The organism is Lysinibacillus sp. RC79 (genome assembly GCF_041262405.1).
In the GTDB taxonomy this organism is placed as follows: Bacteria; Bacillota; Bacilli; order Bacillales_A; family Planococcaceae; genus Lysinibacillus.
Map to the genome: position 1 here is coordinate 41,092 of NZ_JBGCCD010000003.1, position 22,723 is coordinate 63,814.

Below are 22,723 nucleotides of genomic sequence, written 5' to 3' on the forward strand. Positions count from 1 at the left end.
CTTTATTCCTATTTAAATACATATGAAATAACCGATTTAGCAACTATTTTTTCATCTACTTTTGCCACACAAATAACTTGAGCATGCTGATTCAGCTTAGCACTTACTGTAGCCTCGATTATTAATCTATCTCCAGGATAAACAGGATGAATAAATTTTATTTTATCCATACTTGATATGTACCCTCTCAGTTGTTCATCTGTGGAATTAGGCGACCAAAATGCAAATCCTCCAATTTGAGCCATAGTTTCTAATATTAATACTCCTGGAAATATAGGCTCATCAGGAAAGTGTCCTTTAGTCCATGGTTCATTAATTGAAATATTTTTATATCCAACAACTCTTTGATTTTGAATAATTTCTATAATTTTATCTACCATTAAAAATGGGTATCTATGAGGCAACGCTTTTCTAATTTCTTGAATATTCAACATAATAATCCACCTTCCTCCATGACTATGTTTTCTAAATGTTCCATAGCCTTATACTCTAAATCAACCAACTGATCTAGTAATATTTCTATTTGAGGATCTGTATCAAATATTCCAGCATTAGCATCTATTGAACCAAGATCAAATAACTTTGCTAACTGACGCCAGTATTTAAATAACTCCATATAGTTTTTGTAACTTTGATGATATTCAGTATTCCCTGTTATTGTTGCACATTCTCTGAGATAACGAGCATACATTCTTCTAAAATTCCCACCGCCTGTTCCAACCTTTTCAAACAGGACCGATGCCATATAAGCATGAGTTTGTCGTTCCTTTTCAGTCAATGTTGTTTTCCACATTCTTATCTCTCGTGCAAAAAGTTTTATACCAGGGAGACCCATCTTAAATGCAAAAGGTTCTTTCATTCTAAAAATGTTCGTTCGGTTAGCTTCTTTTATCACTTGATTTAGATCCCGCTTTTCTTTTGGCAATATTATTGCTTTTAAACCGTTATCAGGTTTAATAGGTGAGGTTTGTGAATTACGGGCATATTCTAAATCTTTCAATGTTACTTCTATTACCTCATTCCACATATAATCTAGTAAAAAAGCTATATTTCTTCTTTCATCATATCCAATCAAAATAGCATTATGTAAACCAAAATGGAAGGATTGCTGAAGGCGTAATTTATCTTTCATATAAGGTAAATACATCATATCTAAATCAAGAATGACTGGAACACCTAAATCAATCCAATTCTTTGCCCATTGCCAACCAATTATTGGGTCGTCTGTTCTCTTTGTTTCAATAAATCCCCCTAGAATACCCACTGCATTTTCTTCTAGACTCTCATTACGTCCAGTAAAGAAGTAATAGTCTACTGATTGATATTTTTGATAGGTAAACCCAAGGCCACTCCCTAACCCAAAACAAAAATCTTCGCTAAAACAATAGCCGTATCCTGAAAAAATAGTTCGCATCGCTGTTGAAGCACAATGAGAACCCGTACGATGCTCATTAATCCAATTAGATAAAACTTTCATTCTCAATCCCCCAAGTCTCAGCTAAACTTAACAACCTCTCAGCTATTTTCCTTTCTTCCACTGCAATTTCATTAATGTAAACATTCAAATCAGTTGCTTTTAAGACTTGTTCAGGAAAACCCACTCCATTAGCTAACATTTTATTTATATTTCTCCACATAAGCCCTAAATTATTGTAATCTTCCGATATTTCCTTCAGTCTATATTCTCCAAGAATATCAGCAGCCTCACTAAGAAATTCTGCATACAGACTTCTATAGAATCCCCCATCACTTGCATTTTCTGAAACATATAACATCATACCCATTGTTATACTTACTTGTTCGTGTGGCATTAGTTCAAGCCAATTGGGCATTTGTTTAGCTAAACGTTCAATTGCATTAATTCCATAGAATTTTCTTCTTGTATATAAGAATGAGTGCATATTGCTATATATTGCATTTTGGGTTACTTCCTTAATGCTTGGAAATCTTGTAGGTAAATAGTACACACTGTAACGATTTCTAGGATGTTTAGTAACCTCTGTTAGTGGGTTACATGCACTCTTTAAAATATCAAGCGGGACCTTTTGAATAATTGGTAGGTTATTTTCAATGAGATAGGCACAATTTTCTTGCTCATCTATCCCAATTAGAATAGTTATATGGGTACCAGCTAAGGTCTGTAGACGCGAAAACATACGATCCCCAGTAGAAACGAAATTATTCGTTCCCTTATGTGAAGTATTTACATTCGGCACATAACTATCCAAGTATTTGAAATAAACAGATAAAATAACCTCTAAGAAGACTGGTTTACCTTCTTTTAAAAGCTCTTTTATGTGTTCCCATCCTGTATCACTATCTCTAGGAACCCAAGAGGCATAATGTATTCGAAGTGATGAAGCTATTTCTTCAAATTGGTTGTGTGTATCACCAGAAATCATTGCAAAATCAACCGCTTTTTTTGTCTCCTCTGGCAAAACATATTCAAAAGACAAACCTTTACTTAAACCGAATAACATCGCTTCTGTGAACTTATATCCCTCATATTCCATCAGATCCCTTATGTTTCCCGCGCTACTCGTATAGCTTATTCTATGGGGAAAATCGGCAATCATCATATTTTATTTCCTCCTAATTCATAAATACGCCAATCATTTTCTTGTCCCAAATTTATATGAGACTCTAATTTTCTGGCTAGTTCATATTCATGAATAACTAGTAAGTTCAACAATTCGAATATCTCGGGATTACGTACAGTTTCTTCAGCTTGAAAAGCACCCTTCATACAAGCAGTTGTAAATTCTCTCCATATACTCGCAATTTTTCGATATCCCATAGAACATTCAAGTAATACCGGATCTTCAAGAATCTTTGATGCCTCAAAAAGGAAACGACTATATAGTTTCCGGTAAAATCCTCCTCCACCTGTGGTTTCCGACAAGTAATACATCATGAAAAGAGAATTTTGTAGCTTTTCATTTGGCATAAGGTCTGGCCAATATGGCAAATCTTCTTTCAAATTCTTAATTGCTTTCCATCCACTAGAAGGATAACTGGTATATAAAAAAGAATGAACCATTCGAAAAATAGCTGTTTTAATAGCAAAATTTATAGAAGGCATTTTCTGAGGCGGATAAAATACCATCATTTCATTATTAGGGGATTTAATACAATCCATTCCAGGATTACGTGATTCAGTTAATACCGAAAGTGGAATTGTTTGAACCATAGATATATTATTTTCTACAATATATGCTTCATCCTTATCTTCATCAAACCCTATTAATTGGGTAATATGATTACCAACAGGAGTTCGAAGTCTAGAAAAAATTTGTTGAGATTGTTGAATAAAATTTTGCTGTTTCTCACTTAATTGGGTTGGATTTGCCGAAGTCACTTGGGATGATTTTAAGTAAGGTAAATATATAGGTAGACTAGCACTTAATAAAACAGGCTGCCTATCTTCCATAATTTGTCGAGCTAATTCCCATGCTTCTATATTATCTTTAGGGAGATAATTGGAATAGCGCAACCTTAATAACGAGCTTATCTCATGGTAATCGAAATGAATTGAGCCATTAATCAAAATAAACTCTGTATTATCTGATTTTTCGTTTGGCCGAACATAAGCGAATGATAATGCGCTAGCTAAACCAAATAGCATTGCTTCACTAAAGGGATAACCATGATATTCGAGAACATCTCTTAAAGAACCTAAACGGCAGGAGATACTTAAACGATGAGGATATTGACTCAATATCATTTCCTTAACCACCTCAACTAACTATTGTGGAGTTAATAAAAACTCTGCGATTTTTTTTTCTAAAGTAGATATTTCAATTAGTTTTTCAATTGCTAGTTTTGAAACAGTAGTATAGCATTCCTTACTAGTGTTTATGATTTCTGTCCATATCATCCAATCTTCCACCAGTTTTTCAGCATCCTGTATAATATGTCCAACAGGTATATAGGAATTAGCCTCCTGTAATGCATTTACTAGGAGGTCTCTACCCCAAGTAACTCCAAACTCAAAATTCATATTACTTAATAAGTGATGGAAGTATTGTTCCTGAATAAATTCATCTGAAATATTACTAATAAGATGGAGATCGTTTATACACTTCTGGAAAGCTTGTTCTCCTCTTAATATATTCATTCCCATCGTTGTATTTAATTTACGAAATGCCCATAACTGTAAAGCTTGGGTTATTCCTAAATCTAAAGATGGAAAAACTGGTTTTGAAAACGAAGGACTATTTATCATTAACCATCTTATACCACCATTCGCTTGACAAATATTACTTAATGATGAGTAATCAATAGATAGGTATTCTTTTCTTGTAGGATGTAAAAGTATGATTTTGGATTCATCTTCAGATAATCCTGCTACAAGGGTTAATACTTTCGGATATAGTTCAAATTCACGACCTAGTAGATAACCAGGTAGTTCTAACATTGGAGGAGCAACTCTTAAAAGAAGATTTCTTTTAATATCTAGTTGCAAACGTCTAATATCAATTGTTCGGAAATCTTCCAGGTACAATCCTAATGGTAAACATAAATCTCTCAATAACTGAGGATTAGCTGCGAATGCATTGCCTACAAATTTCTCCTTATCTTTTTTACTTTGATAAAAAAAATCAATTCCTTGACCAAGTAATAAGAGTAATGATGGGCTAATACGAAGTCCATCTGCAGCTAATTTAGTTCTGACAGCACTAATCAATATATTATTTGATGTCTCGTGAAAAGTTAATAATTTTGGAAAATATATCTTTTCCTTCATTAGAACCATCGTTTTCTACTTCCCTTTTTAGTAATCTATTTGATATTCCGTTAGAGCTAATTTTATCTTTGCAATAAACCAATCCGGATAAGTTAAGCAAAGCTTTCCATCATGCTTCATAAAAACATGACAAGTCTTAGCCGTCGCATGAATTAGTTTAGTTCTCTCATTATAAATTGTATAAGAAAAAGTTAATCTAGCTGCTTTCTCAATACTAAAGATAATATCAATATTTAAAGTATCCCCGTAATAGATGGGAACTTTATAATTACATTCACTTTTTATAACAGGGAATTTATATCCTAAATCATTAAAATCCTCCATAGATAAATCTAGAACACAATTTGCATAATTAATTCTAGCTTCCTCTAACATCTTATAATGGTTACTATGATGTACAATTCCATAAGCATCCGTATCGCTGAATCGTGGAGTTGTTTTAAATGTAAAAATTTTCGACAAAATTTACTCCCCTCATCTCATGCTTTCTTTAACATTTTTTAATTTTGCAGTAATTTGATTTGCAGCAATATAAGCTACGGAAAACCATGCGAATCCCCAATCATGTGTACTAAAATACTTTGGAGCTACTTCTAATTTCATTGGATTTTTGAATACCTGCTTAACTGAAAATGCCCATCTTGTACCTGAACCATCACTTAAATGAGTCCTTTCAGCATGCATCTCTGGGGTGAATATTTCTATATTAGCAACTTTGTCTTTAAGGTTTGGAATTCTAAATTCTATTTTTTCTAAAACCTGATGTATTATTTTATTATATTTTTCTCTATCCCCCAGAGCTATCAATGGGATATCTATACGTAATTCGACTTGCGCTCTTCCCATCCTAGGATGCGTATTCCACAAAATATAAGCGATATCAGTTGGTAGAATCCCATTTTCTAACCTTTTGAAATATGAATTCAAATCATAGTCAGGATAATCGTACCAAATTTCAGTATGTGGGATACCATGTATTTCTTCCTTTAGCTCTAGTAAAATACTCAAAAACGTTAGTTTAGAATCCGAACATAATCGACTGCTTTTATTTTGCATATCTCCTCTTGTATCGAGTACACATTTAGCAAAGCACGCTAAATTTTTTTGATATTGCACCTTATAACCAGGATTTTGTTGTGTGATAATTATAGGAATATCTGGTTTGTCTAGAGATACATTCCCTTCCCTTAACATGTTTTCCATCTGTTGATAAATTCGTTGAATTCCACCATCGATTATACAACTATCAAAAACTTGTCCATATAAGTATCCAGCCATTACAGTCAAAGCAACATCACTACTCGGAAGGGAAATACAAAGTATACCAATAAGTTTTTGATTTCCATTAAATAAGCTTTCAATATAATTAACATAAGAAAGATTACTATATCTAATTGAATATGGAATTTCCTTTGGGTTTAATCCCCCATTAGATTCTAATAGAATAGACCATTCCTTCCCAAGCCCTTCAATTACATTAAAATATTCATTTATTGATTCGTTATACTCTGGAAAGAAATCTAATAATAAATTCTTTTGTTCTTTTAAAGAACGAGTTCTCTTCCATGTAAAATCTGGAAAGAACGAATTATCAATATGATTAATTGGTTTTACTGGAATTGTCAAATCTATTTCTTTTATGATAGAACCAAGAATCCCTTGATCCGCGTCTTGATGATAAAGCGGAAAACAAGGGTACTGATCGAAAACTGGGTGCTCACCGATGCGTTGAACCGAAAATCCTCTTTTAACTAACAAAATCGATGAAGTAATAGCAGTCAAATTGTCACCTAATACAACAACGTCAACAAATTTTTCCTCCATAAATTTACCTTCCATCATTTAACTGAAATTATTTGAGGAGTAGCATCATGACCAGCATAAACTAAAACAGGTTTACGCCGTTCTTCAATCATTTTATGCAGTCGATTGATTGATGAAATCTCCTGTTCTTTTTTATGAGGATACTTCGATTGTCCTCTCTTCATAAATTGATCAACCGTATAGGAAGCATCACACAACAACAACTTATCATAACTTTCAGAATCTCTAATCCATATAGATTGATGCCCAATAGAATGCCCAGGTGTTTGGATAAGTTGTATTTTCCCATCTCCATATAAATCGAATTCACCATTAATTTTTTCGAATTTTTGAGCATAATCTATATCTTTTTTATTATATTCAAATTGAAAATTAGGGTTTTGAGCAAAATTAAATTCTTCAAGCTGTACCAATTCTTGCATTTTCCCTTCAAAGAGTACAGCTCCTCCACTATGATCGAAATGGAGATGGGAATAAATCACTTTATCAATATCTGAAACTGTTAACCCATGTTTTTTAATTTGGTTATCAATTAAATTTTCACGAGTTACTTTTAATTCAATCAATGTAGATAGTATTCCTAAGTATCCTTTTGTGTCCGTTAATATTTCTGGATGAAATCCAGCATCCACCACAATATTTGTATCAGATGTTTGAATTAAGAAAGCCTGAACGGGCATCCAATTTGAATCCCCTTTAAAACGAATTTCTCCGCAATTCAGAATACTCACAGTAGATGGTCGTTTCAAGATCGTTCCCCTATTCATTAAATTATATTTTTAGGCTTGACATCTGTTCAAAAAAATATTTATTTTGAAAGTCATAGAAATCTGTTCTTCCATCTTCCATTAACATTAAATCTGCGCCCCTTATAGCTTCCATCATTACTTTTATAAAGCCACCTCCCATTGAACTCCAGTTACTACTAAGATACAAACCCTGTAGTAAACCTTTTGATTCTGGTCTCATCCTATCTTGTAAATATGCAGGCTCAAATGCAAAACCTAAGTATGATCCACCTACATTACGTGAATATCTTTCGAAAGTGAGTGGTGTCGCTATTGTTGAAGTAAAAATATGCTTTTGTAAACCTGGCATAATTTGTTCTACAGAATTAATTAATTGTTCTGCTAAACGCATTTTGGTATCACGATATTCTCGTCCTCTTCTTCCGTTTACAATACCCCAACTATTTTCATACTGGTACGAAATGGGTATTCCTAAAGAAACTTGAGAATAACCACTTGGCGATGCAGTAGGGTCAAGGTTTGCAGAAGTACCTACCCAACAAAAGGCGTCTTTTGGAAGGCGACCTCCGGAAGTGACAAGGTCTTCTTTCATATTAAACAATCGATCATAACCTTGGTAATAGTTTACATTTTGCCCGTTCCATCCCAAATCTTGTATTGGACAATCTAATCCAAGCCAAACAGAAAAACAAGATGAACTTGGTTTCCAAACATTGTGCATTTTATTAAGGAACCTCGGCGGGATATGCTCTTTACCAATTAATTTTTCATATGTAGTATAAATATCTGCATTAGAGACTACAAATTTACTAAGTATCTCTTGTCCATTTACCTCTACACCAATTACATGACCATCCTCAACTAAAATACGTTCAACTGGAGAATTTAAAATTAATTTTCCTTCCGCCTTTTCAACAACTTTTAGCATAATATTAAGTATACTTTCAGCACCACCAACAGGAAGAACTGAATTATTCCCAATTAGTAAATTAAAAAATACTACTAAAACTATTGCACTTTGTCCTGGCATACCATCGCAAAGTCCATATAAAATACCTTTTAAATGTTCATCTTGAAAATATTTATTAAGTAATTGTTCAATTGTAATCACTTGATATTGCATTAATAATTTCATTGCCGTCGGATTAAAAGCAGTAATATTATTTCGATTTTTTTCAAGATATATTAATTCTTTATATACTAATCGAATATCAGAAAAGAAAACATCTAATTGGGTAGACTCATGAGGAAAATATTCTTTCAAATCTTGATTTAAAGTTTTTGATCCGGAATTTATCTTAATAGAATCTACCTGAACATATTCCTCAAATTCTGTCCACTCAAGTTGACTATTCTCTCCCATTAAGCTTAAAAATTTTTCAATTAAATAACGAGGAAATGGTCCACCAATTTTATGAATTGATGAATTAAAGCGAAATCCTTTTCTGTCAAAGGACTGACAATATCCCCCCATTCTTCCTTCAGCCTCACATACTAATACCTTGTAACCTTTACTAGCCATTGCACTAGCCGAGGCAAGTCCCCCTATCCCTGAACCGATTACAATTACATCATAATCTTGACTAGTCAAATTGCACCCCTTTTCTCACATTCAATTCATCTGCCTTTTTTAAAATGACACATGCAGTATTTCCACCAAAGGCAAAGGAGTTAGACATTGCTACTTTAATCGGTTTTTTTACACTCTTGCTTTTAATTAAACTGAATTCTTCAAAATCTTTTTCTGGTTTACTTAAAGTTGCAGTAGGTGGAACAAAACCTCTTTCTACTGCTAAAACACAAGCTGCTAATTCAATACTTCCTGCTGCACCTAGACAATGACCTGTCATCGATTTAGTTGAAGAAATAGAAATTTTTTTAGCGTGATCTTGAAAAACTTCATTAATGGCATTCAATTCCATTTTGTCATTAACTAACGTTGAAGTACCATGTGCATTGATGTAATCTACATCATCTGGCCTTAGATTTGCATCTTGTAATGCCATTTTCATTGCACGGATAGCACCACCTCCGTTTGGATCTGGGGAGGTAATATGATATGCATCATTACTTAGCCCATACCCAATGATTTCTGCATATATATGTGCTCCACGCTCTAAAGCATGATCATAATTTTCCAAAATAAATATTGAAGCTCCTTCTCCAATAACTAACCCATCACGATTTTCATCAAATGGCTTGCTTCCTGTTGGACTTAAAGATCTTAAGGAATGAAAACCCGCAATTGAAAACTCTGTTAAAGGGTCAGAGCCTCCTACTATCATTACATCTGCTCGTCCCAATCTAATCTGATCAAATCCAATTCCTACTGCAGCAGTCCCAGCAGCACAAGCAGATGTGGTTGAATTTATAGCCCCTTTAACACCAGCATTCTTAGCGATATAATTAGAAAAGAAATTTAAATCAGTTAACCATTCTGGCTGAATTTTTCTTTCATCCAATTCTTCTTTCAAATGTTCCATCATTCTAGAATTTCCACCTAAAGAAGTAGCAAAACTCATGCCAGCCCGTATCCCTAATCCACTTATATATGTTGAATCTATACCGCTATCCTTAAATGCTTCATCTAAGGCGACACATGCCATTGATACAGTCCGGTCAAAGTTATGTTCTCTAGCCATTTCAGGAAAGGAAATTTTAACCTCTCCTGCTATTTGAGTGCGGAAATTAGACATTTCGATTCGTTCAACGTTACCAATTCCAGATTTCCCATCCAATAATGCCTGATAAAATGTTTCTTTATCATAGCCGTTTGGAGCAACAACACCAAGTCCCGTTACCACTACTCGAATAGGGTTCTTAAGCATCACGGGTTTACACCCCTTTTTTCTCACGAATAAAATCTGCAATACTAGAAACATTACGGAATATAGCCATATCTTCATCAGTTACCTGCACTTCAAAAACTTCATTTAATCCAACAACCAATTCTAATGCATCAACAGAATCAAGTCCTAGACCTGAACCATCTGCATCAAAAGAAAGAAAAATTGGGGCATCATTATCAATACTTTCTATATCTACATCTATTAATCCTAATCGATCTACAATCATTTCCTTAATCTCATTCTCTAAATTTACTGTTAAATTTCCCATAATATAATTCTCCTTTTATTATTAACGGATTTTTTTTCCAGCTACAACACCACAATAAAAATCGAAATTCTCCCAGCTCACTCTCGGTGGCCAAATTTCTATTTCACAATATCCAGACTCGATTAATGCACTTTGAAATATTTCAGGTGTCATTATTCCAAATTCAGGTCGGTACTTTTCATTTAAAATAACATCATGGTATTCTTCGAAAAAACTGCCATGCAATTCAATATGAAAAGGTTTCTCTAAAATGTTTCTAAAATACCCAGCGGATAATAACCACCCATCCCATTTCAAAATACTATGAATCTCTTGAAATTGTTTTGACCAATCCTTAATATAATGCAAACAATTAACACCTAAGATAAAATCTACAGATGCTTGTTCTAACCCTTGGTCTGTAGGTGAGATATTAAGATCAAATAGTTTAAATTCAAAAATATCTTGTTCGCCATAACTATCTTTAATATTTTTTTCACAATTCTCGATAAAATCAGTTGAAAAATCACTGATTATAAATTTCTTAACTAAATTTAATTTATCCTTTGAAGCTAGCAATTCATATAACGCTCGAGTACCATTAGCCGAACCAGCTCCAACTTCCATTATCGTTACTGGCTCCGTTCTATCTTTTATTTTATCGTATATGAATTCTGCAACAATCTCTGAAGGAATAGACATCCCAGGATGGCTAAAATAAGATTGCCATAGTGACACAGACTGCTGAGCATATAAACCTTCTTGTGACATTTCGCCCAAAAATATTTCATTTGCATGTTTAAGTGGCAACTTTAATAATTGCGTTGCTCCTGGCATTGTCTTCCCAACCACACTTTTTTCAAGTTGTAGTAAATCAGGGGATGGAATAGTTTGGGTAATCATATATCTAGTTCCCTGATTTTCATCTATTACTTTTTCCAAAATATTTTTTGAACATAACCAATTACACATTAACTCTAAAGGTCTTTTTGAAGTTGCAATATTATAACCTTTATTTTGTATAATCTCATCAATCGTCAAAGCTTTTGAACTACCGAAAATATTCTCCTTATTGAATATTTCACAAATAATACTAATTGCATACTGATTTAAAAAATTTAATCCTACTTTTAAATGAAGATCTTTTTCTTTATTTTCAATCCATTTATTAATATTCTCCAACTATTTTTCACTCCTTTCCCATAATTTCCAGCAAGTATATTCTGGGTAATTACCAATTTAAATACATTTAAACATATTTTTACATATACTTACACTTTTAACTATATTGACCATTTTCAGAGTTGTCAATATCCTAGAAAAAATATTTATTTTATCCATATAAAGGAGATAATAACAAGATATTACTCCTGCAACTTAAAACAAATCATTAATTTCTTAATTTTTTGATATTAAACATGACAAGAGCTCATTTTTTGATGTCGAAAAAAGAGATTGATAAAAAACGATTACCTTTAATGCGCCTGGATAGAAAAAAATGGAAAGGGGATTAATTTTTAATTTGCTAGAAATATCTTCTTAACATTGTAAAATATCTCCCGAAAATATATACAAAATACACATAACTAAACTTACTAATAAATTATTTATATGTAATTTATATCTCAAACTTAACAGAATTTACGCAAAAAAAAATCCGTAATTCCCGCAATTTTCTTAAGATTAATATTTCATTTACGAATATTTTGATTTGTAAATTTTTTTCTAATAAGTAGAATTTTATGTCAATTCGTGCTATTATGCCTTTATAATAATTAGATAGATAGGAGTGTTTAATTTGAGTATACTTACACCCAAAGAGTATAAAATTTTGCAAAAGATAGCTGAAGATAAAACAAATAATGATATTAGTGAGGAATTAGGAATTAGTAAGAGAACAGTTGAGCATCATATCTCTTCTATTATCCGAAAGCTAAACGTAGATTCTCGTGTTGGTGCGGTTGTCATAGCAATAAAATTAGGGCTTTTGCATATTTGAATTTGATACACTACAAACTTTCAATTTCTTTCCCCAAATATTATATATGTAACTTTAAATACATATCATGCTAATCTCGCTAACTTATTTTTAAAGAAAATAAAGCATGCAATTATTTATAGCATACTTTATCATTTAAATTTTTTTCTCATGCATTTTCTAGACAAGGGGTTATAAAATCCAATCATAAACTCCGTTTCATTAGAATCCTATAATAATCTGTTTACCTCATAATTTACCAAGTATTTATAAAATAACATTTAAACCTCACCTATCATTAAATGTGTAACATAAAAAATTATAAAATTAGTATTGGAGGGCATAGAACCTTTTAGAATGTTAAAGAATACTCTAAAGTAGTTAAAGCAGAGATTAAAAGAACAGAGTCAAGAGATATACCCAACTTAGTTCCTTTTCTCTACTTAAGCTTTTCCTATTTTATTAAGGTTTAATAGAAAAAGAATTCATAATCTATGATTACTTTTCTAACAGCAGTATAGATTCTTCTAATGTAGCCATATTTTTCATCATGGAGCAAGCTGCGTCCAATATAGGAAATGCTAAAGCTGCACCAGAGCCCTCGCCCAATCTCATATTCATCTGTAGCATCGGTTCAACCCCGAGCATTTCAGCAGCAATTTTTGCACCTGGTTCTTCAGAGGCATGAGAAGGAATGATATAGTCTTTTACGTTTGGTTCGAGTTCGTATGCAATAAGTGCAGCAATAGTAGAAATAAAGCCATCTATAACAACAGGTTTACGATGTGCGGCGGCAGCAAGTATCACTCCAGCCATAGCACCTATTTCTAACCCACCGACTTTTGCAAGAATATCAATAGCATCATCGCGATTTGGTTTATTTAATACAATAGCATTGTGAATGACTTCTACTTTATGTGCTATTCCCCCTGGTCCAACACCTGCACCGAAGCCTGTCACTTCATTCGGATGACATTCGCGAAGAACCGATAATATGGCAGCACTCGGCGTGGTATTGCCAATACCCATTTCACCTGTCCCGAGTACATTTATCCCCTTGTTTATTTCTTCCGTAGCTACCTCAATTCCTACTTCAATAGATTGAATGGCTTCTTCCCTTGACATAGCAGGACCTTTTGCCATATTGTCCGTTCCATATTTAATTTTTTTTAGGATGACACCAGCATCATGTGGAATATCTTCTTTTACGCCAACATCTACTGTGACAATTTTAGCATCTGTGATTTTTGCGATAGCACAGACACCAGTCCCTCCTCTAGGAAAATTTAATGTTTGAAAGACCGTCACATTTTGTGGATTAGATGTCACCCCTTCATCACAAACACCATGATCTGCGGCACAGACAATAATCGCTTTATTATCAATCACAGGAAATTGTTCGCCTGTAATTCCGGATAGTTGCACAGCAAGGGTCTCTAGTCTTCCCAAGCTTCCAGGAGGCTTGCAAAGTGCATCTATGCGTTCTCTTGCCTTCCCCGTCATTTTGTTGTCAGCACTTTGAATGTTTTGAATCGTCTGTTGTAATAATTGCATGAAAATTTCCCCTTTCTTTTTTGCCCTTGTTACTCGAAGATTGATTTAGAGAAAAAAATAAAAAGCCTGTAGTTTATTCCATAACAAATAAACTACAGACTTTTCCATCGTCTATATAATACGAAGCAGATAGGCAGGTCTCCTGGCTCAATTTCAACATTTCGTAGAACCTTCCCAGAACGATGCTAGTGGCATTCTCTATGAAACTCCCTTTTACAGTGGTGGGACCGCTAAAGCTTTTCACTTTATTCCCTATTCTCCCGCAATGGGCACCTAATGCTTTTATGCAATTACTTTAAATCTACGGGAAAGTGGTTTTTGTGTCAATATATTTGATTAAATGAAAAATTGTTCCAGGGATTCCTTCGAAAATTGATTCATATCGCGCCTACCCAACCATAATCCATTTTTTCTAGGTAAATTCCTAATCGTTCACAAGTAACGGATGCAATTAAGTTTCTTCTTTCCTAAAATTATAGTAGGGAAAGTAATTTTAGGATGTAAGTCTATTGAATAGAAATATGCTGATGACTAACATGAAAAATAACTACATTTCAAACTTAGCCTTCATTTTGCATTTTCCTAATCTCAACAATATTCTTCCAAATCGCTCTATCAACTTTGGCAAAACTACGTATGCTTGGCGTTGTATTTACTTCAAATAATACAGGTTTTCCTTCAAGATTTATTCCAAAATCAATGCCATATTCTCTACAAGGAAAGTGGGATGCTATTACTTCAGCTGCTAAAATTGAATCTTCTTTTAGAGAATCTATTGTTTGATCTTTCTTTGTATTATCCATCATCAAATAACCTGATAATAATTCATCCATCGATATTGCTTGAGAACCCCGATTTGAATTGACAATCCCATGATCCTCAGCTGCAATCCTTCCGTAAATTCCACCAATTACCCATTTTCCCTTTAGATTTTGAACATGAACACGAATGGATATTGAATCCCCATCAGGGGTTAGACTTTTGACCCCCTCCTGTATAATATAAATTCCGCTTAATCTACCGTGTTTCTCATATGGATGTAGAACTTGATGGAAATCCTCAATTGCTGCTACACACTTATTTATTTCTTCACCTTGCATGGTAAATCCGTTAAAACAATAGTGTCCATCTTTTCTTTTGTATACTTTATACATTGCTCTTCCTTGTCCAGTGCTATCATGTTTCACATAAATATACTCATACTTATTTAATAAATAGATTAGGTTTTCTAGACTGTAAAGTGTTGATTCTGGAATGCAGTTAGTTGTTAAAGGATTTTGTTTTAACAGTAAGAATTGTTCCCATTTTCCAAGTCCGTTTTTCAATAAACTCACCTCATTTAGTTAGATATTTTTATTTCTTTTGTATTAATAGTGTAGTCCTCCCCACTTATGGAGGTTACTGTATTGTATGTAAATAGATTTATCTTGCATGGGTGAGTGAGACTTGGTAACGCGACTAATATCTCCTATTTTTCTGTTAGAGTCAAAATAAATTTACTACACTAGAAAAGTAGCATTATGATTGTTCTCAATACATCCATTTTATTGATTTCAAAATCATTAGCTTCTAATATATTTGCCCTGCTAATCTTTACTTTTAGTCATATAGACATGTCGAGTATGGGGAGATGGGAGATATTGAAAAAAAGGACGAATTTTTTTAAAAAAATATATTCAGACAAACTTGAATTTTTAATGGAATCCCATAACGGTCTTTCCGCAAAAGTTGTAGAGGAAGTCGGTTTTAAAGGAATTTGGGCGAGTGGTCTATCGATATAAGGATCATTAGGTGTAAGAGATAATAATGAATGTTGGCATTCGGTACTCCGAAATGTAAATCAAAAGAGCCTTTTCCTCTTAATACAACAAATAACTATTTGAAGAAATGTACTTAAACGAACGAAGCAGTTTTGTTGAAAAAGGTATGGACCATGTTGACAATCCGAAATTTTTCAATTATCATATTGAAAATCGCAAATGAATTCAATAATATATTTCGTATAACTCCAATAATATGGTTTGGGGGTCTCTACCAGGAACCGAAATTCCTGATTACGAAGAAAGTACAAAATTTGTATTTTCTTTGTAGTCAGGAATTTTTTTCTGTATTTTAATCTAAAAATTTATTTCCGGAGGTCAAAAATGAACTTTTTAGCATTGCCAAAAATTGAACTGCACTGTCATTTGGATGGAAGCCTTAGGGCTGAAACTATTATCGATATTGCACAAAAGGAAGGCATTCAGTTACCCTCTTTTGATAAGGATGAACTGCAAAAGGAGCTGATTGCTCCGTTAGAATGTGAATCCCTTGATGAATATTTAAAAAGATTTTCTCTTCCTAATTTAGTAATGCAGTCTAAAGAGAACTTAAGAAGAATTACTTTTGAGCTATTTGAGAATGCAACAAGGGAAAATGTGAAATATTTAGAAGTCAGATTTGCCCCGTTACTTCACACATTACAAGGTCTTGGTGTTGAAGAAGTTATTCAATCTGTTATAGAGGGGATGAAAGACGCTGAAAGCTGTTACGAAATAAAGGGAAATATAATCCTGTCTTGCATGAGGACGATGTCTGTAGAAAGTGCATTTGAGGTGGTTGAAAAGGGGAAAAAGTTCCTTGGAAAAGGTGTAGTGGCAATTGACCTATGTGCATCCGAAGAAGAAGGCTTTTGTGAAAAATTCGTAGATCCAATCGCTTTAGCCAAAGAATATGGCTACAGAGTCACTATTCATGCCGGTGAAACGGGAATTGGTAAAAACGTGCTAGAGGCTGTTGAACTGTTGGGTGCTGAAAGAATAGGACACGGAGTATTTATTAAAGATTGTGCCGAGGCTTATAAGATTGTGAAAGAAAGACAGGTAGTGCTTGAAATGTGTCCAACAAGTAATGTCCAAACGAAAGCTGTGCATCATTATTCTGAACATCCGATTTATAAGTTTCATAAAGATGGAATAAAAGTGACATTTAATACGGATAACAGAACAGTATCAGATACTACAATGGCAAAAGAAATCCATTTAGTTAACAATGAATTTAATCTAAGCGAAGAAGATTATCGGCAAATTTATTTAAATAGTGTAGAAGCATCCTTTGCCGACCAAGAAACTAAAGAATGGTGCATGGCACAATATTAAAGAAAATTAGACTTAGCAACAAATTATACAGAATAAATTCAAGCTACCTATAATGTAGGAGCAAGTGCTTTTATTACAGAAGAAAGATCAACTCAGGAGCTAATATTCATCATTAGTATATTCAGGTTACAAACGGTTTTTCAAGATGGAAGAAAATTAGATAAATAGAATGCTTTCTTCAAAAGAGTATGAAATATTAAAACGGATTTTAGAGGATAAAACTAATTCTATTCCCCTTTGCTAGAAAAAGCTCCCTAATGCCAAAAAGGCTTTCGGGAGCTTCCTGTCCGTTTATTGCTGTGATATCAACTCTGTTTTATCTATTTCACTCAGAAATGTTGCGCCGAGTAACAGGATAGCGCCCAGTATTTGTAAGGTCGTCATTTTTTCTCCTATAATCATCGTCGAAATCAGTAATGATGTCAGTGGATCAATATAGCTTAAAATCGCTATACTTTGCCCTTTTAGATAACGCATTCCCAAAAAGAACAGATAGAAGCCGATTCCAGCATGAACAATACCCAATGCTATAAGCAAACTAATTGATTTTATATCGATCTGCATTACTTGGAACCCATTAGTCCCAAAAAGGTAAAGAGCAAGAAATAACGCTGCTATTGCAAGTTGAATAATCGTATTATCAGGCTCTTTTAATCCACGAATATACTTATTGGTGAATGTTACTATTGTATAGAAACAAGCTGCAATAAGCCCATATACAATTCCGATATAATGTTCGCTCGTTTCGGTAGTTTGACTTCGGACGATAAAATACAGGCCTACTAGAGCAACACAAACATAAAAGATTTTCCTTGCATATATTTTCTCTTTCAAAATTATAGGTGATAAACAAATCACTAGTACTGGAGCAAAATAGTAGCTTAGCGCTGCATTTGCGATGGTTGTTTCCTTGTACGCTTGGAAAAGGAAAATCCAATTGCCACATAAGGCAAAGCTCGAAAGTACCAATGGCCATTTATTTTGCAAAATAGTTGTTTTCGTAAACCTTACTTTTTTACAAAGGAAAATCAAAAGTAAAAAACAAGAGCCAATGAGACTCATCCAAAAGGCAATTTCACTTGAAGGTAACTTAATATATTTTGCAAAAACACCGACAGCTCCAAAAATAATCATTGATAAAATAAAAGATAGTTTTCCGCTCATTTCTAATTCCTACTTTCTACATGTATATAGTCTTCGATATACAGTAGAATCTATTGAGAATTAGCAAGCTTTTATTGAATGCCTAAACAGTAGATTCTACTGCAAAGACATTGTTGGGGGTGCTATTGTTCGATACATACTAATCCCTCCTTGTATGTTGTAATTATAACATATACTACCAAATTAATAACAATTGCTTCAATCTTATATCGACTCAATTGTATAAGAAAAACCCTCGCTTAAACGAGGGTTTTAATCGATAATTATTTAAATTCTAACTCTCCATCATAAGTAAGCATGCCGCCTTCAAGGTTTGTTACGTCAAAGCCTTGCGCTTCTAGGTATGCACAAGCATTTGCTGAACGACCGCCTGCTTTGCAAACGATAATGTATGGCTTAGAAGCATCTAATTCACCTAAGCGCTCAGGGATTGTCCCAAGAGCAATGTGCTGAGCACCAGGGATTATGCCTTGTGCTACCTCATCATCTTCACGAACATCAATAATGTATAGATCTTCGTTCGCATCTAATAGTTCTAATATTTCTGTTGTATCCATAGTTTTCATATGTGTAGTCCTCCAATATGTCGATTTCCTCTTACATTATAGCCTGAAGGCAAAAAAACAGCTAGTGTCATGAACACTAACTGTTTTACTCTAATGTTTCTATTCGTCTGTCTCTAAAAAATCTACTTGCTTTGCTGGAACAAATGTAGAAATAGCGTGTTTGTAAATAAGGTGTTGCTTGCTATCAGCATCTAGTAATAATACTGTAAAATTATCATAGGATTTCACAGTTCCTTTTAACTGAAAACCGTTTAATAAAAACACAGTTACAAAAACATTGTTTTTACGTAGATGGTTTAAGAATGTATCTTGCAAGTTAATTGATTTCATCAAAATGCCTCCCTATACTCTCTTTCTACCTCTTCATTCCTATAGTAGCATGTTCTACCAATTTGGCAATTAGTAATTTTTAGAAAATAATTAAAGTTTTTCGTCATTATGAACAAAATATACATCCATTTTGTTCCGGAAGTAAGTTAGTTGTCTTTTCGCATAGCGACGAGAATTTTGCTTCAAACTGTCAATGGCTTCTTCTAAAGAACATTTTCCATCTAGGTAATCATATAATTCTTTATAGCCGATTGCTTGGATTGACTGCACACCTCGAATATTTTGCTGCCATAAGCCTTTTACTTCTTCTAAAAGCCCTTTTTCCATCATTATATCAACACGACGGTTAATACGATCATAAAGCACTTCACGTGACATATTTTGCCCAAGCCCTAGAATCACATGATTGTAAAGTGGAACTTCTCCACGATTGTGTGCTTCGGATGCCTTTGAAACGCCACTAAGCTCAATCATCTCTAACGCACGTATAACACGGCGAGTATTATTTGGATGAATTGTCTCAGCTGTTTGTGGATCAAGTTTTTTAAGCTTAGCATGCATTGCCTCTGGACCTAATTTCTCCAGTTCTGCATAATAGGCTTTTCGTGCCGCTTCATCTACCTGCTCCTCTGTAAATTGAAAATCATAGAGTACTGCCTGCACATATAAACCTGAGCCCCCTACGATAATCGGTAGCTTGCCACGCGCTTGAATTTCCGCAATTTTAGCTCGCACTATTTTTTGATAGTCTGCTACTGAAAAGGACTCTGTGGGCTCTTTGAAGCTTAGTAAATGATGGGGTACACCCTCCATCTCTTCTTCAGTAATTTTCGCTGTACCAATATCTAAGCCTCGATAGATTTGCATGGAGTCACCATTGATGATTTCGCCATTATATTTTTTTGCTAACTCAATACTTAGTGCCGTTTTCCCAGAAGCAGTAGGCCCTACGATTGCTACAACCTCTGCCTGCTGTATTTTATCTTGTATCATATTTTTCTAACCACCGTAATAAAACTTGATAGACTGCCTCTTGATTGTCCTCGTTTAGGATTTCATGGCGCTTATCCTCAAATAAGTAGACCGTTACATCCTGTATACCCGCTGATGCAAATTGTTCAGCAACAGAGTATACACCTTGGCCTTGCTCTCCTACTGGATCCTTACTACCACTTATCAACAATATCGGTAAGTCTTTCTGTATTTTTGCTATCTCATTTTTACGATTTAACGACATAAAACCTGTAGTTAAATCCACAAAAAATTGATTTGTTGGAATAAAGCCGCAATACGGATCATCTATATATTTTTGCACCTCGTCCTCTGTTGAACATAACCAGTCATACGCAGTCTTCGAATTTGGGAACTGTTTATTAAAGCTACCAAAGCTCAGCTTATTTAACAACTTGCTCTCCGTCTCTTTACCAAGCTGTTTGGCCAATACTTTTGCTACTAAATTCCCCATCGTGTGCAATGCTGTAACGTTTCCTGTTCCACAAAGAATCACATTATCCACTTGATCGCTGTACAATTGAATATATCTTCTAGTAATGAACGATCCCATACTATGACCAAATAAAATCAAAGGTACATCTGTAAATTGTTCATGCAATAATGTTACTACTTCATGTGCATCCTCTACGACGCGATCAAACCCATTTTCTTCAGCAAAAAAACCTAGTGTGCCATTATAGGCTGCTGTTTCTCCATGCCCTCGATGATCATGCATAGTCACTGCAAAGCCAGCTTCATTTAGGCTATTTGCAAATTTAGCATAACGTCCACTATGTTCCGCCATACCATGTAGAATATGAATATGACCAATACATGGCTTCGTTGGCTTTAATGTTCGAGTAAACAGAAAATGGCCATCTGACATTTCAATATAACGCATTGCCTACACTCCTTCCTCCGCAAAATTTGTTGCATCTAAAATTGCTTGCTCGAGTTGAGCGACATAAGTATTTCTTTGTGACTCTGTATAGTTAAAATGGTGTTGCATAACTTGAATGACCTGCTGTTTATAACGTTTTACCGCATCAATATCGAAGTATAATAAGCCTGTTCGACGGATAAAGAAATCACTTGGTGTGTACACCATTTCCGCTTCTATGCCATAAAGTAGCATTGCATGTAAGGCCAGGGGCATCGTACTTCCATATTCATGTAAATATTTCACCTGGTTATATAATGCATCAACATTTGTACCATATTTTTGTACAAGCTGTTTTGCTTCATCATAATTTAGACCATACTGAACGCCCTCTTTAGCTTTATACGTACTATAATCAGTGAAATTGATGGCATTAATGCCTTTTGCACCAGAAAGTGATAACTCACGTGTTACACATGGACTTGCGTGCTTATATTTATGGGTTTTCACAATTTTATCAACGATTGTTTCTGCCATTTGACGGTAGCCCGTTAGTTTGCCACCCGCAATCGTCATTAGTCCACTCGGAGCCGTCCATATCTCATCTTTGCGTGAAATTTCGGATGGATCCTTCCCTTTTTCAAAAATAAGTGGGCGCACACCTGCCCACGACGATTCAATCGTATCTCTTGAAATATTTGCAGTTGGAAAGACAGTTTTTGCAGCAGCAATTAAATAATCAACATCCTCTTGGGTAGCGACAGGATGTACAGGGTCTCCCTCGTAAACTGTATCTGTTGTCCCTACATAGGCTTTACCATCACGTGGAATTGCAAAGGCCATACGCCCATCCACTATATCAAAGTACACTGCTTGTCGTAATGGAAAATCCTTTTGATCAAAGACAATATGAACTCCTTTAGTAAGACGTAATTGCTTTTTGTCTGCTACTTTATCCTTTTGGCGAACCTCGTCCACCCAAGGTCCAGTAGCATTGACGATTTGCGCGGCATGTACTTCGATCGTTTTCCCTGTAACATGATCCTTCACTTGTGCCCCAACAAGCTTTTTCTTCTCATATAAAAATTCTGTCATCTCCGCATAATTTAAACAAAGCGCCCCATATTCCACAGCTTTTTTCAGCACTTCAATTGTTAGACGGGCATCATCTGTACGATATTCAACGTAATAGCCACCGCCAATAAGCTCATCTCGATTGAGTAAAGGCTCTAGCGCTGCCGTTTCCTGAGCGTTTAACATTGTTCTACGTTCATGCTTTTTAACACCTGCTAATCGATCATATACCTTCAGTGCCATTGATGTTGTAAATGGTCCAAGCGAGCCCTTCTTATATAATGGTAGTAGCATCTTTTCAGGCGTTGTCACGTGAACAGCATTGTCATATACAATTTCACGCTCACGCCCAACCTCAGCTACTACACCTACTTCAAGTTGCTTTAAATAACGAAGCCCACCATGAATAAGTTTTGTTGAACGGCTCGATGTGCCAGCAGAAAAATCCTGCTTCTCAATCAAAGCGACTGATAGCCCTCTAGATGCTGCATCAAGTGCAATGCCAGCACCAGTGATGCCACCACCAATGACTAAAACGTCAAAGCTATATTGCTCTAAAAACTGCATAATTTTAGGACGATGCTCAAATGAAAACATATCTTTCTCCCCCATTAGCTATAATTTGAAAATA

Annotated in this window: 22 protein-coding genes, 1 pseudogene and 2 riboswitches; of the genes and pseudogenes, 3 read left to right on the forward strand and 20 right to left on the reverse strand. The window is 34.5% G+C overall.

Features of this window, described 5'->3' with window-relative positions; all coding sequences use genetic code 11:
* Nucleotides 1-8 precede the first annotated feature (8 nt).
* From fabZ to ABH968_RS04015, 12 genes are read right to left on the reverse strand one after another with little or no spacing between them, the layout of a single operon-like run.
* A complete protein-coding gene (fabZ, locus tag ABH968_RS03960) occupies nucleotides 9-434 on the reverse strand; it encodes a 3-hydroxyacyl-ACP dehydratase FabZ (protein WP_370042748.1) in 426 nt (141 codons plus the stop codon).
* Complete coding sequence (locus ABH968_RS03965) at nucleotides 428-1,477, reverse strand: BtrH N-terminal domain-containing protein (RefSeq protein ID WP_370042749.1); 1,050 nt, start codon at nucleotides 1,475-1,477, stop codon at nucleotides 428-430. Before ABH968_RS03965 ends, fabZ begins: the two co-directional genes overlap by 7 nt.
* Complete coding sequence (locus tag ABH968_RS03970; RefSeq protein ID WP_370042750.1) at nucleotides 1,461-2,579, reverse strand: BtrH N-terminal domain-containing protein; 1,119 nt, start codon at nucleotides 2,577-2,579, stop codon at nucleotides 1,461-1,463. Before ABH968_RS03970 ends, ABH968_RS03965 begins: the two co-directional genes overlap by 17 nt.
* Entirely contained in the window at nucleotides 2,576-3,724 is a 1,149-nt protein-coding gene (locus ABH968_RS03975; protein ID WP_370042751.1) for a BtrH N-terminal domain-containing protein, read from the reverse strand. Before ABH968_RS03975 ends, ABH968_RS03970 begins: the two co-directional genes overlap by 4 nt.
* A gap of 21 nt (nucleotides 3,725-3,745) precedes the next feature.
* The gene (locus tag ABH968_RS03980) at nucleotides 3,746-4,756 is read right to left on the reverse strand and encodes a hypothetical protein (RefSeq protein ID WP_370042752.1); all 1,011 of its coding nucleotides are present in this window, start codon (nucleotides 4,754-4,756) and stop codon (nucleotides 3,746-3,748) included.
* 18 nt (nucleotides 4,757-4,774) lie between these two features.
* Entirely contained in the window at nucleotides 4,775-5,209 is a 435-nt protein-coding gene (locus tag ABH968_RS03985) for an acyl-CoA thioesterase (protein WP_370042753.1), read from the reverse strand.
* 12 nt (nucleotides 5,210-5,221) lie between these two features.
* Nucleotides 5,222-6,571, reverse strand: coding sequence for a phytoene desaturase family protein (locus ABH968_RS03990; RefSeq protein WP_370042754.1), 1,350 nt, complete (start codon nucleotides 6,569-6,571; stop codon nucleotides 5,222-5,224).
* A 14-nt stretch (nucleotides 6,572-6,585) separates the two neighbouring features.
* Complete coding sequence (locus tag ABH968_RS03995) at nucleotides 6,586-7,320, reverse strand: N-acyl homoserine lactonase family protein (RefSeq protein ID WP_370042755.1); 735 nt, start codon at nucleotides 7,318-7,320, stop codon at nucleotides 6,586-6,588.
* Between the two features lie 22 nt (nucleotides 7,321-7,342).
* The gene (locus ABH968_RS04000) at nucleotides 7,343-8,911 is read right to left on the reverse strand and encodes a phytoene desaturase family protein (protein WP_370042756.1); all 1,569 of its coding nucleotides are present in this window, start codon (nucleotides 8,909-8,911) and stop codon (nucleotides 7,343-7,345) included.
* Nucleotides 8,904-10,148 (reverse strand): beta-ketoacyl-[acyl-carrier-protein] synthase family protein, encoded by a 1,245-nt coding sequence (locus ABH968_RS04005; protein WP_370042919.1) that lies wholly within the window; start codon nucleotides 10,146-10,148, stop codon nucleotides 8,904-8,906. The genes ABH968_RS04000 and ABH968_RS04005 overlap by 8 nt, the downstream gene beginning before the upstream one ends.
* A 7-nt stretch (nucleotides 10,149-10,155) precedes the next feature.
* Nucleotides 10,156-10,437: a phosphopantetheine-binding protein gene (locus tag ABH968_RS04010; RefSeq protein WP_370042757.1), complete on the reverse strand. Its 282-nt coding sequence runs from the start codon at nucleotides 10,435-10,437 to the stop codon at nucleotides 10,156-10,158.
* A 21-nt stretch (nucleotides 10,438-10,458) separates the two neighbouring features.
* Complete coding sequence (locus ABH968_RS04015) at nucleotides 10,459-11,598, reverse strand: class I SAM-dependent methyltransferase (protein WP_370042758.1); 1,140 nt, start codon at nucleotides 11,596-11,598, stop codon at nucleotides 10,459-10,461.
* A 613-nt stretch (nucleotides 11,599-12,211) separates the two neighbouring features.
* Here ABH968_RS04015 and ABH968_RS04020 point away from each other — a divergent pair.
* Nucleotides 12,212-12,415 (forward strand): annotated as a pseudogene (locus ABH968_RS04020) (response regulator transcription factor); the annotation flags it as partial.
* Nucleotides 12,416-12,892: 477 nt separating this feature from the next.
* Here the strand turns inward: ABH968_RS04020 and cobT are convergent.
* Both cobT and ABH968_RS04030 read right to left on the reverse strand, forming a co-directional pair.
* Nucleotides 12,893-13,948 carry a nicotinate-nucleotide--dimethylbenzimidazole phosphoribosyltransferase gene (gene cobT / locus ABH968_RS04025; protein ID WP_370042759.1) on the reverse strand — a complete coding sequence of 352 codons (1,056 nt, stop codon included), beginning with the start codon at nucleotides 13,946-13,948 and terminating at the stop codon, nucleotides 12,893-12,895.
* A 115-nt stretch (nucleotides 13,949-14,063) separates the two neighbouring features.
* A riboswitch (cobalamin riboswitch) is annotated at nucleotides 14,064-14,240 on the reverse strand.
* Between the two features lie 268 nt (nucleotides 14,241-14,508).
* Nucleotides 14,509-15,273, reverse strand: a complete 765-nt coding sequence (locus tag ABH968_RS04030) for a YheC/YheD family protein (RefSeq protein ID WP_370042760.1) — start codon at nucleotides 15,271-15,273, stop codon at nucleotides 14,509-14,511.
* A 315-nt stretch (nucleotides 15,274-15,588) separates the two neighbouring features.
* On the opposite strand from ABH968_RS04030, the gene ABH968_RS04035 reads away from it, so the two are divergent.
* On the forward strand, nucleotides 15,589-15,729 hold the full coding sequence (locus ABH968_RS04035) for a hypothetical protein (RefSeq protein WP_370042927.1): 141 nt from the start codon (nucleotides 15,589-15,591) through the stop codon (nucleotides 15,727-15,729).
* 197 nt (nucleotides 15,730-15,926) lie between these two features.
* Nucleotides 15,927-16,025, forward strand: a riboswitch (purine riboswitch).
* Nucleotides 16,026-16,092: 67 nt separating this feature from the next.
* Nucleotides 16,093-17,085: an adenosine deaminase gene (gene add, locus ABH968_RS04040; protein ID WP_370042761.1), complete on the forward strand. Its 993-nt coding sequence runs from the start codon at nucleotides 16,093-16,095 to the stop codon at nucleotides 17,083-17,085.
* Nucleotides 17,086-17,376: 291 nt separating this feature from the next.
* Here add and ABH968_RS04045 read toward each other — a convergent pair whose 3' ends face one another.
* From ABH968_RS04045 to ABH968_RS04070, 6 genes are all read right to left on the reverse strand, one after another.
* The gene (locus tag ABH968_RS04045; protein WP_370042762.1) at nucleotides 17,377-18,249 is read right to left on the reverse strand and encodes a DMT family transporter; all 873 of its coding nucleotides are present in this window, start codon (nucleotides 18,247-18,249) and stop codon (nucleotides 17,377-17,379) included.
* Nucleotides 18,250-18,512: 263 nt separating this feature from the next.
* The gene (locus ABH968_RS04050; RefSeq protein ID WP_370042763.1) at nucleotides 18,513-18,815 is read right to left on the reverse strand and encodes a rhodanese-like domain-containing protein; all 303 of its coding nucleotides are present in this window, start codon (nucleotides 18,813-18,815) and stop codon (nucleotides 18,513-18,515) included.
* Nucleotides 18,816-18,914: 99 nt separating this feature from the next.
* Nucleotides 18,915-19,145: an RNA chaperone Hfq gene (gene hfq / locus ABH968_RS04055; RefSeq protein WP_370042764.1), complete on the reverse strand. Its 231-nt coding sequence runs from the start codon at nucleotides 19,143-19,145 to the stop codon at nucleotides 18,915-18,917.
* Between the two features lie 90 nt (nucleotides 19,146-19,235).
* On the reverse strand, nucleotides 19,236-20,138 hold the full coding sequence (gene miaA / locus ABH968_RS04060; protein ID WP_370042765.1) for a tRNA (adenosine(37)-N6)-dimethylallyltransferase MiaA: 903 nt from the start codon (nucleotides 20,136-20,138) through the stop codon (nucleotides 19,236-19,238).
* Complete coding sequence (locus ABH968_RS04065; RefSeq protein WP_370042766.1) at nucleotides 20,125-21,039, reverse strand: alpha/beta hydrolase; 915 nt, start codon at nucleotides 21,037-21,039, stop codon at nucleotides 20,125-20,127. The genes miaA and ABH968_RS04065 overlap by 14 nt, the downstream gene beginning before the upstream one ends.
* A gap of 3 nt (nucleotides 21,040-21,042) precedes the next feature.
* Nucleotides 21,043-22,689 (reverse strand): glycerol-3-phosphate dehydrogenase/oxidase, encoded by a 1,647-nt coding sequence (locus ABH968_RS04070; RefSeq protein ID WP_370042767.1) that lies wholly within the window; start codon nucleotides 22,687-22,689, stop codon nucleotides 21,043-21,045.
* Between the last annotated feature and the right edge of the window lie 34 nt (nucleotides 22,690-22,723).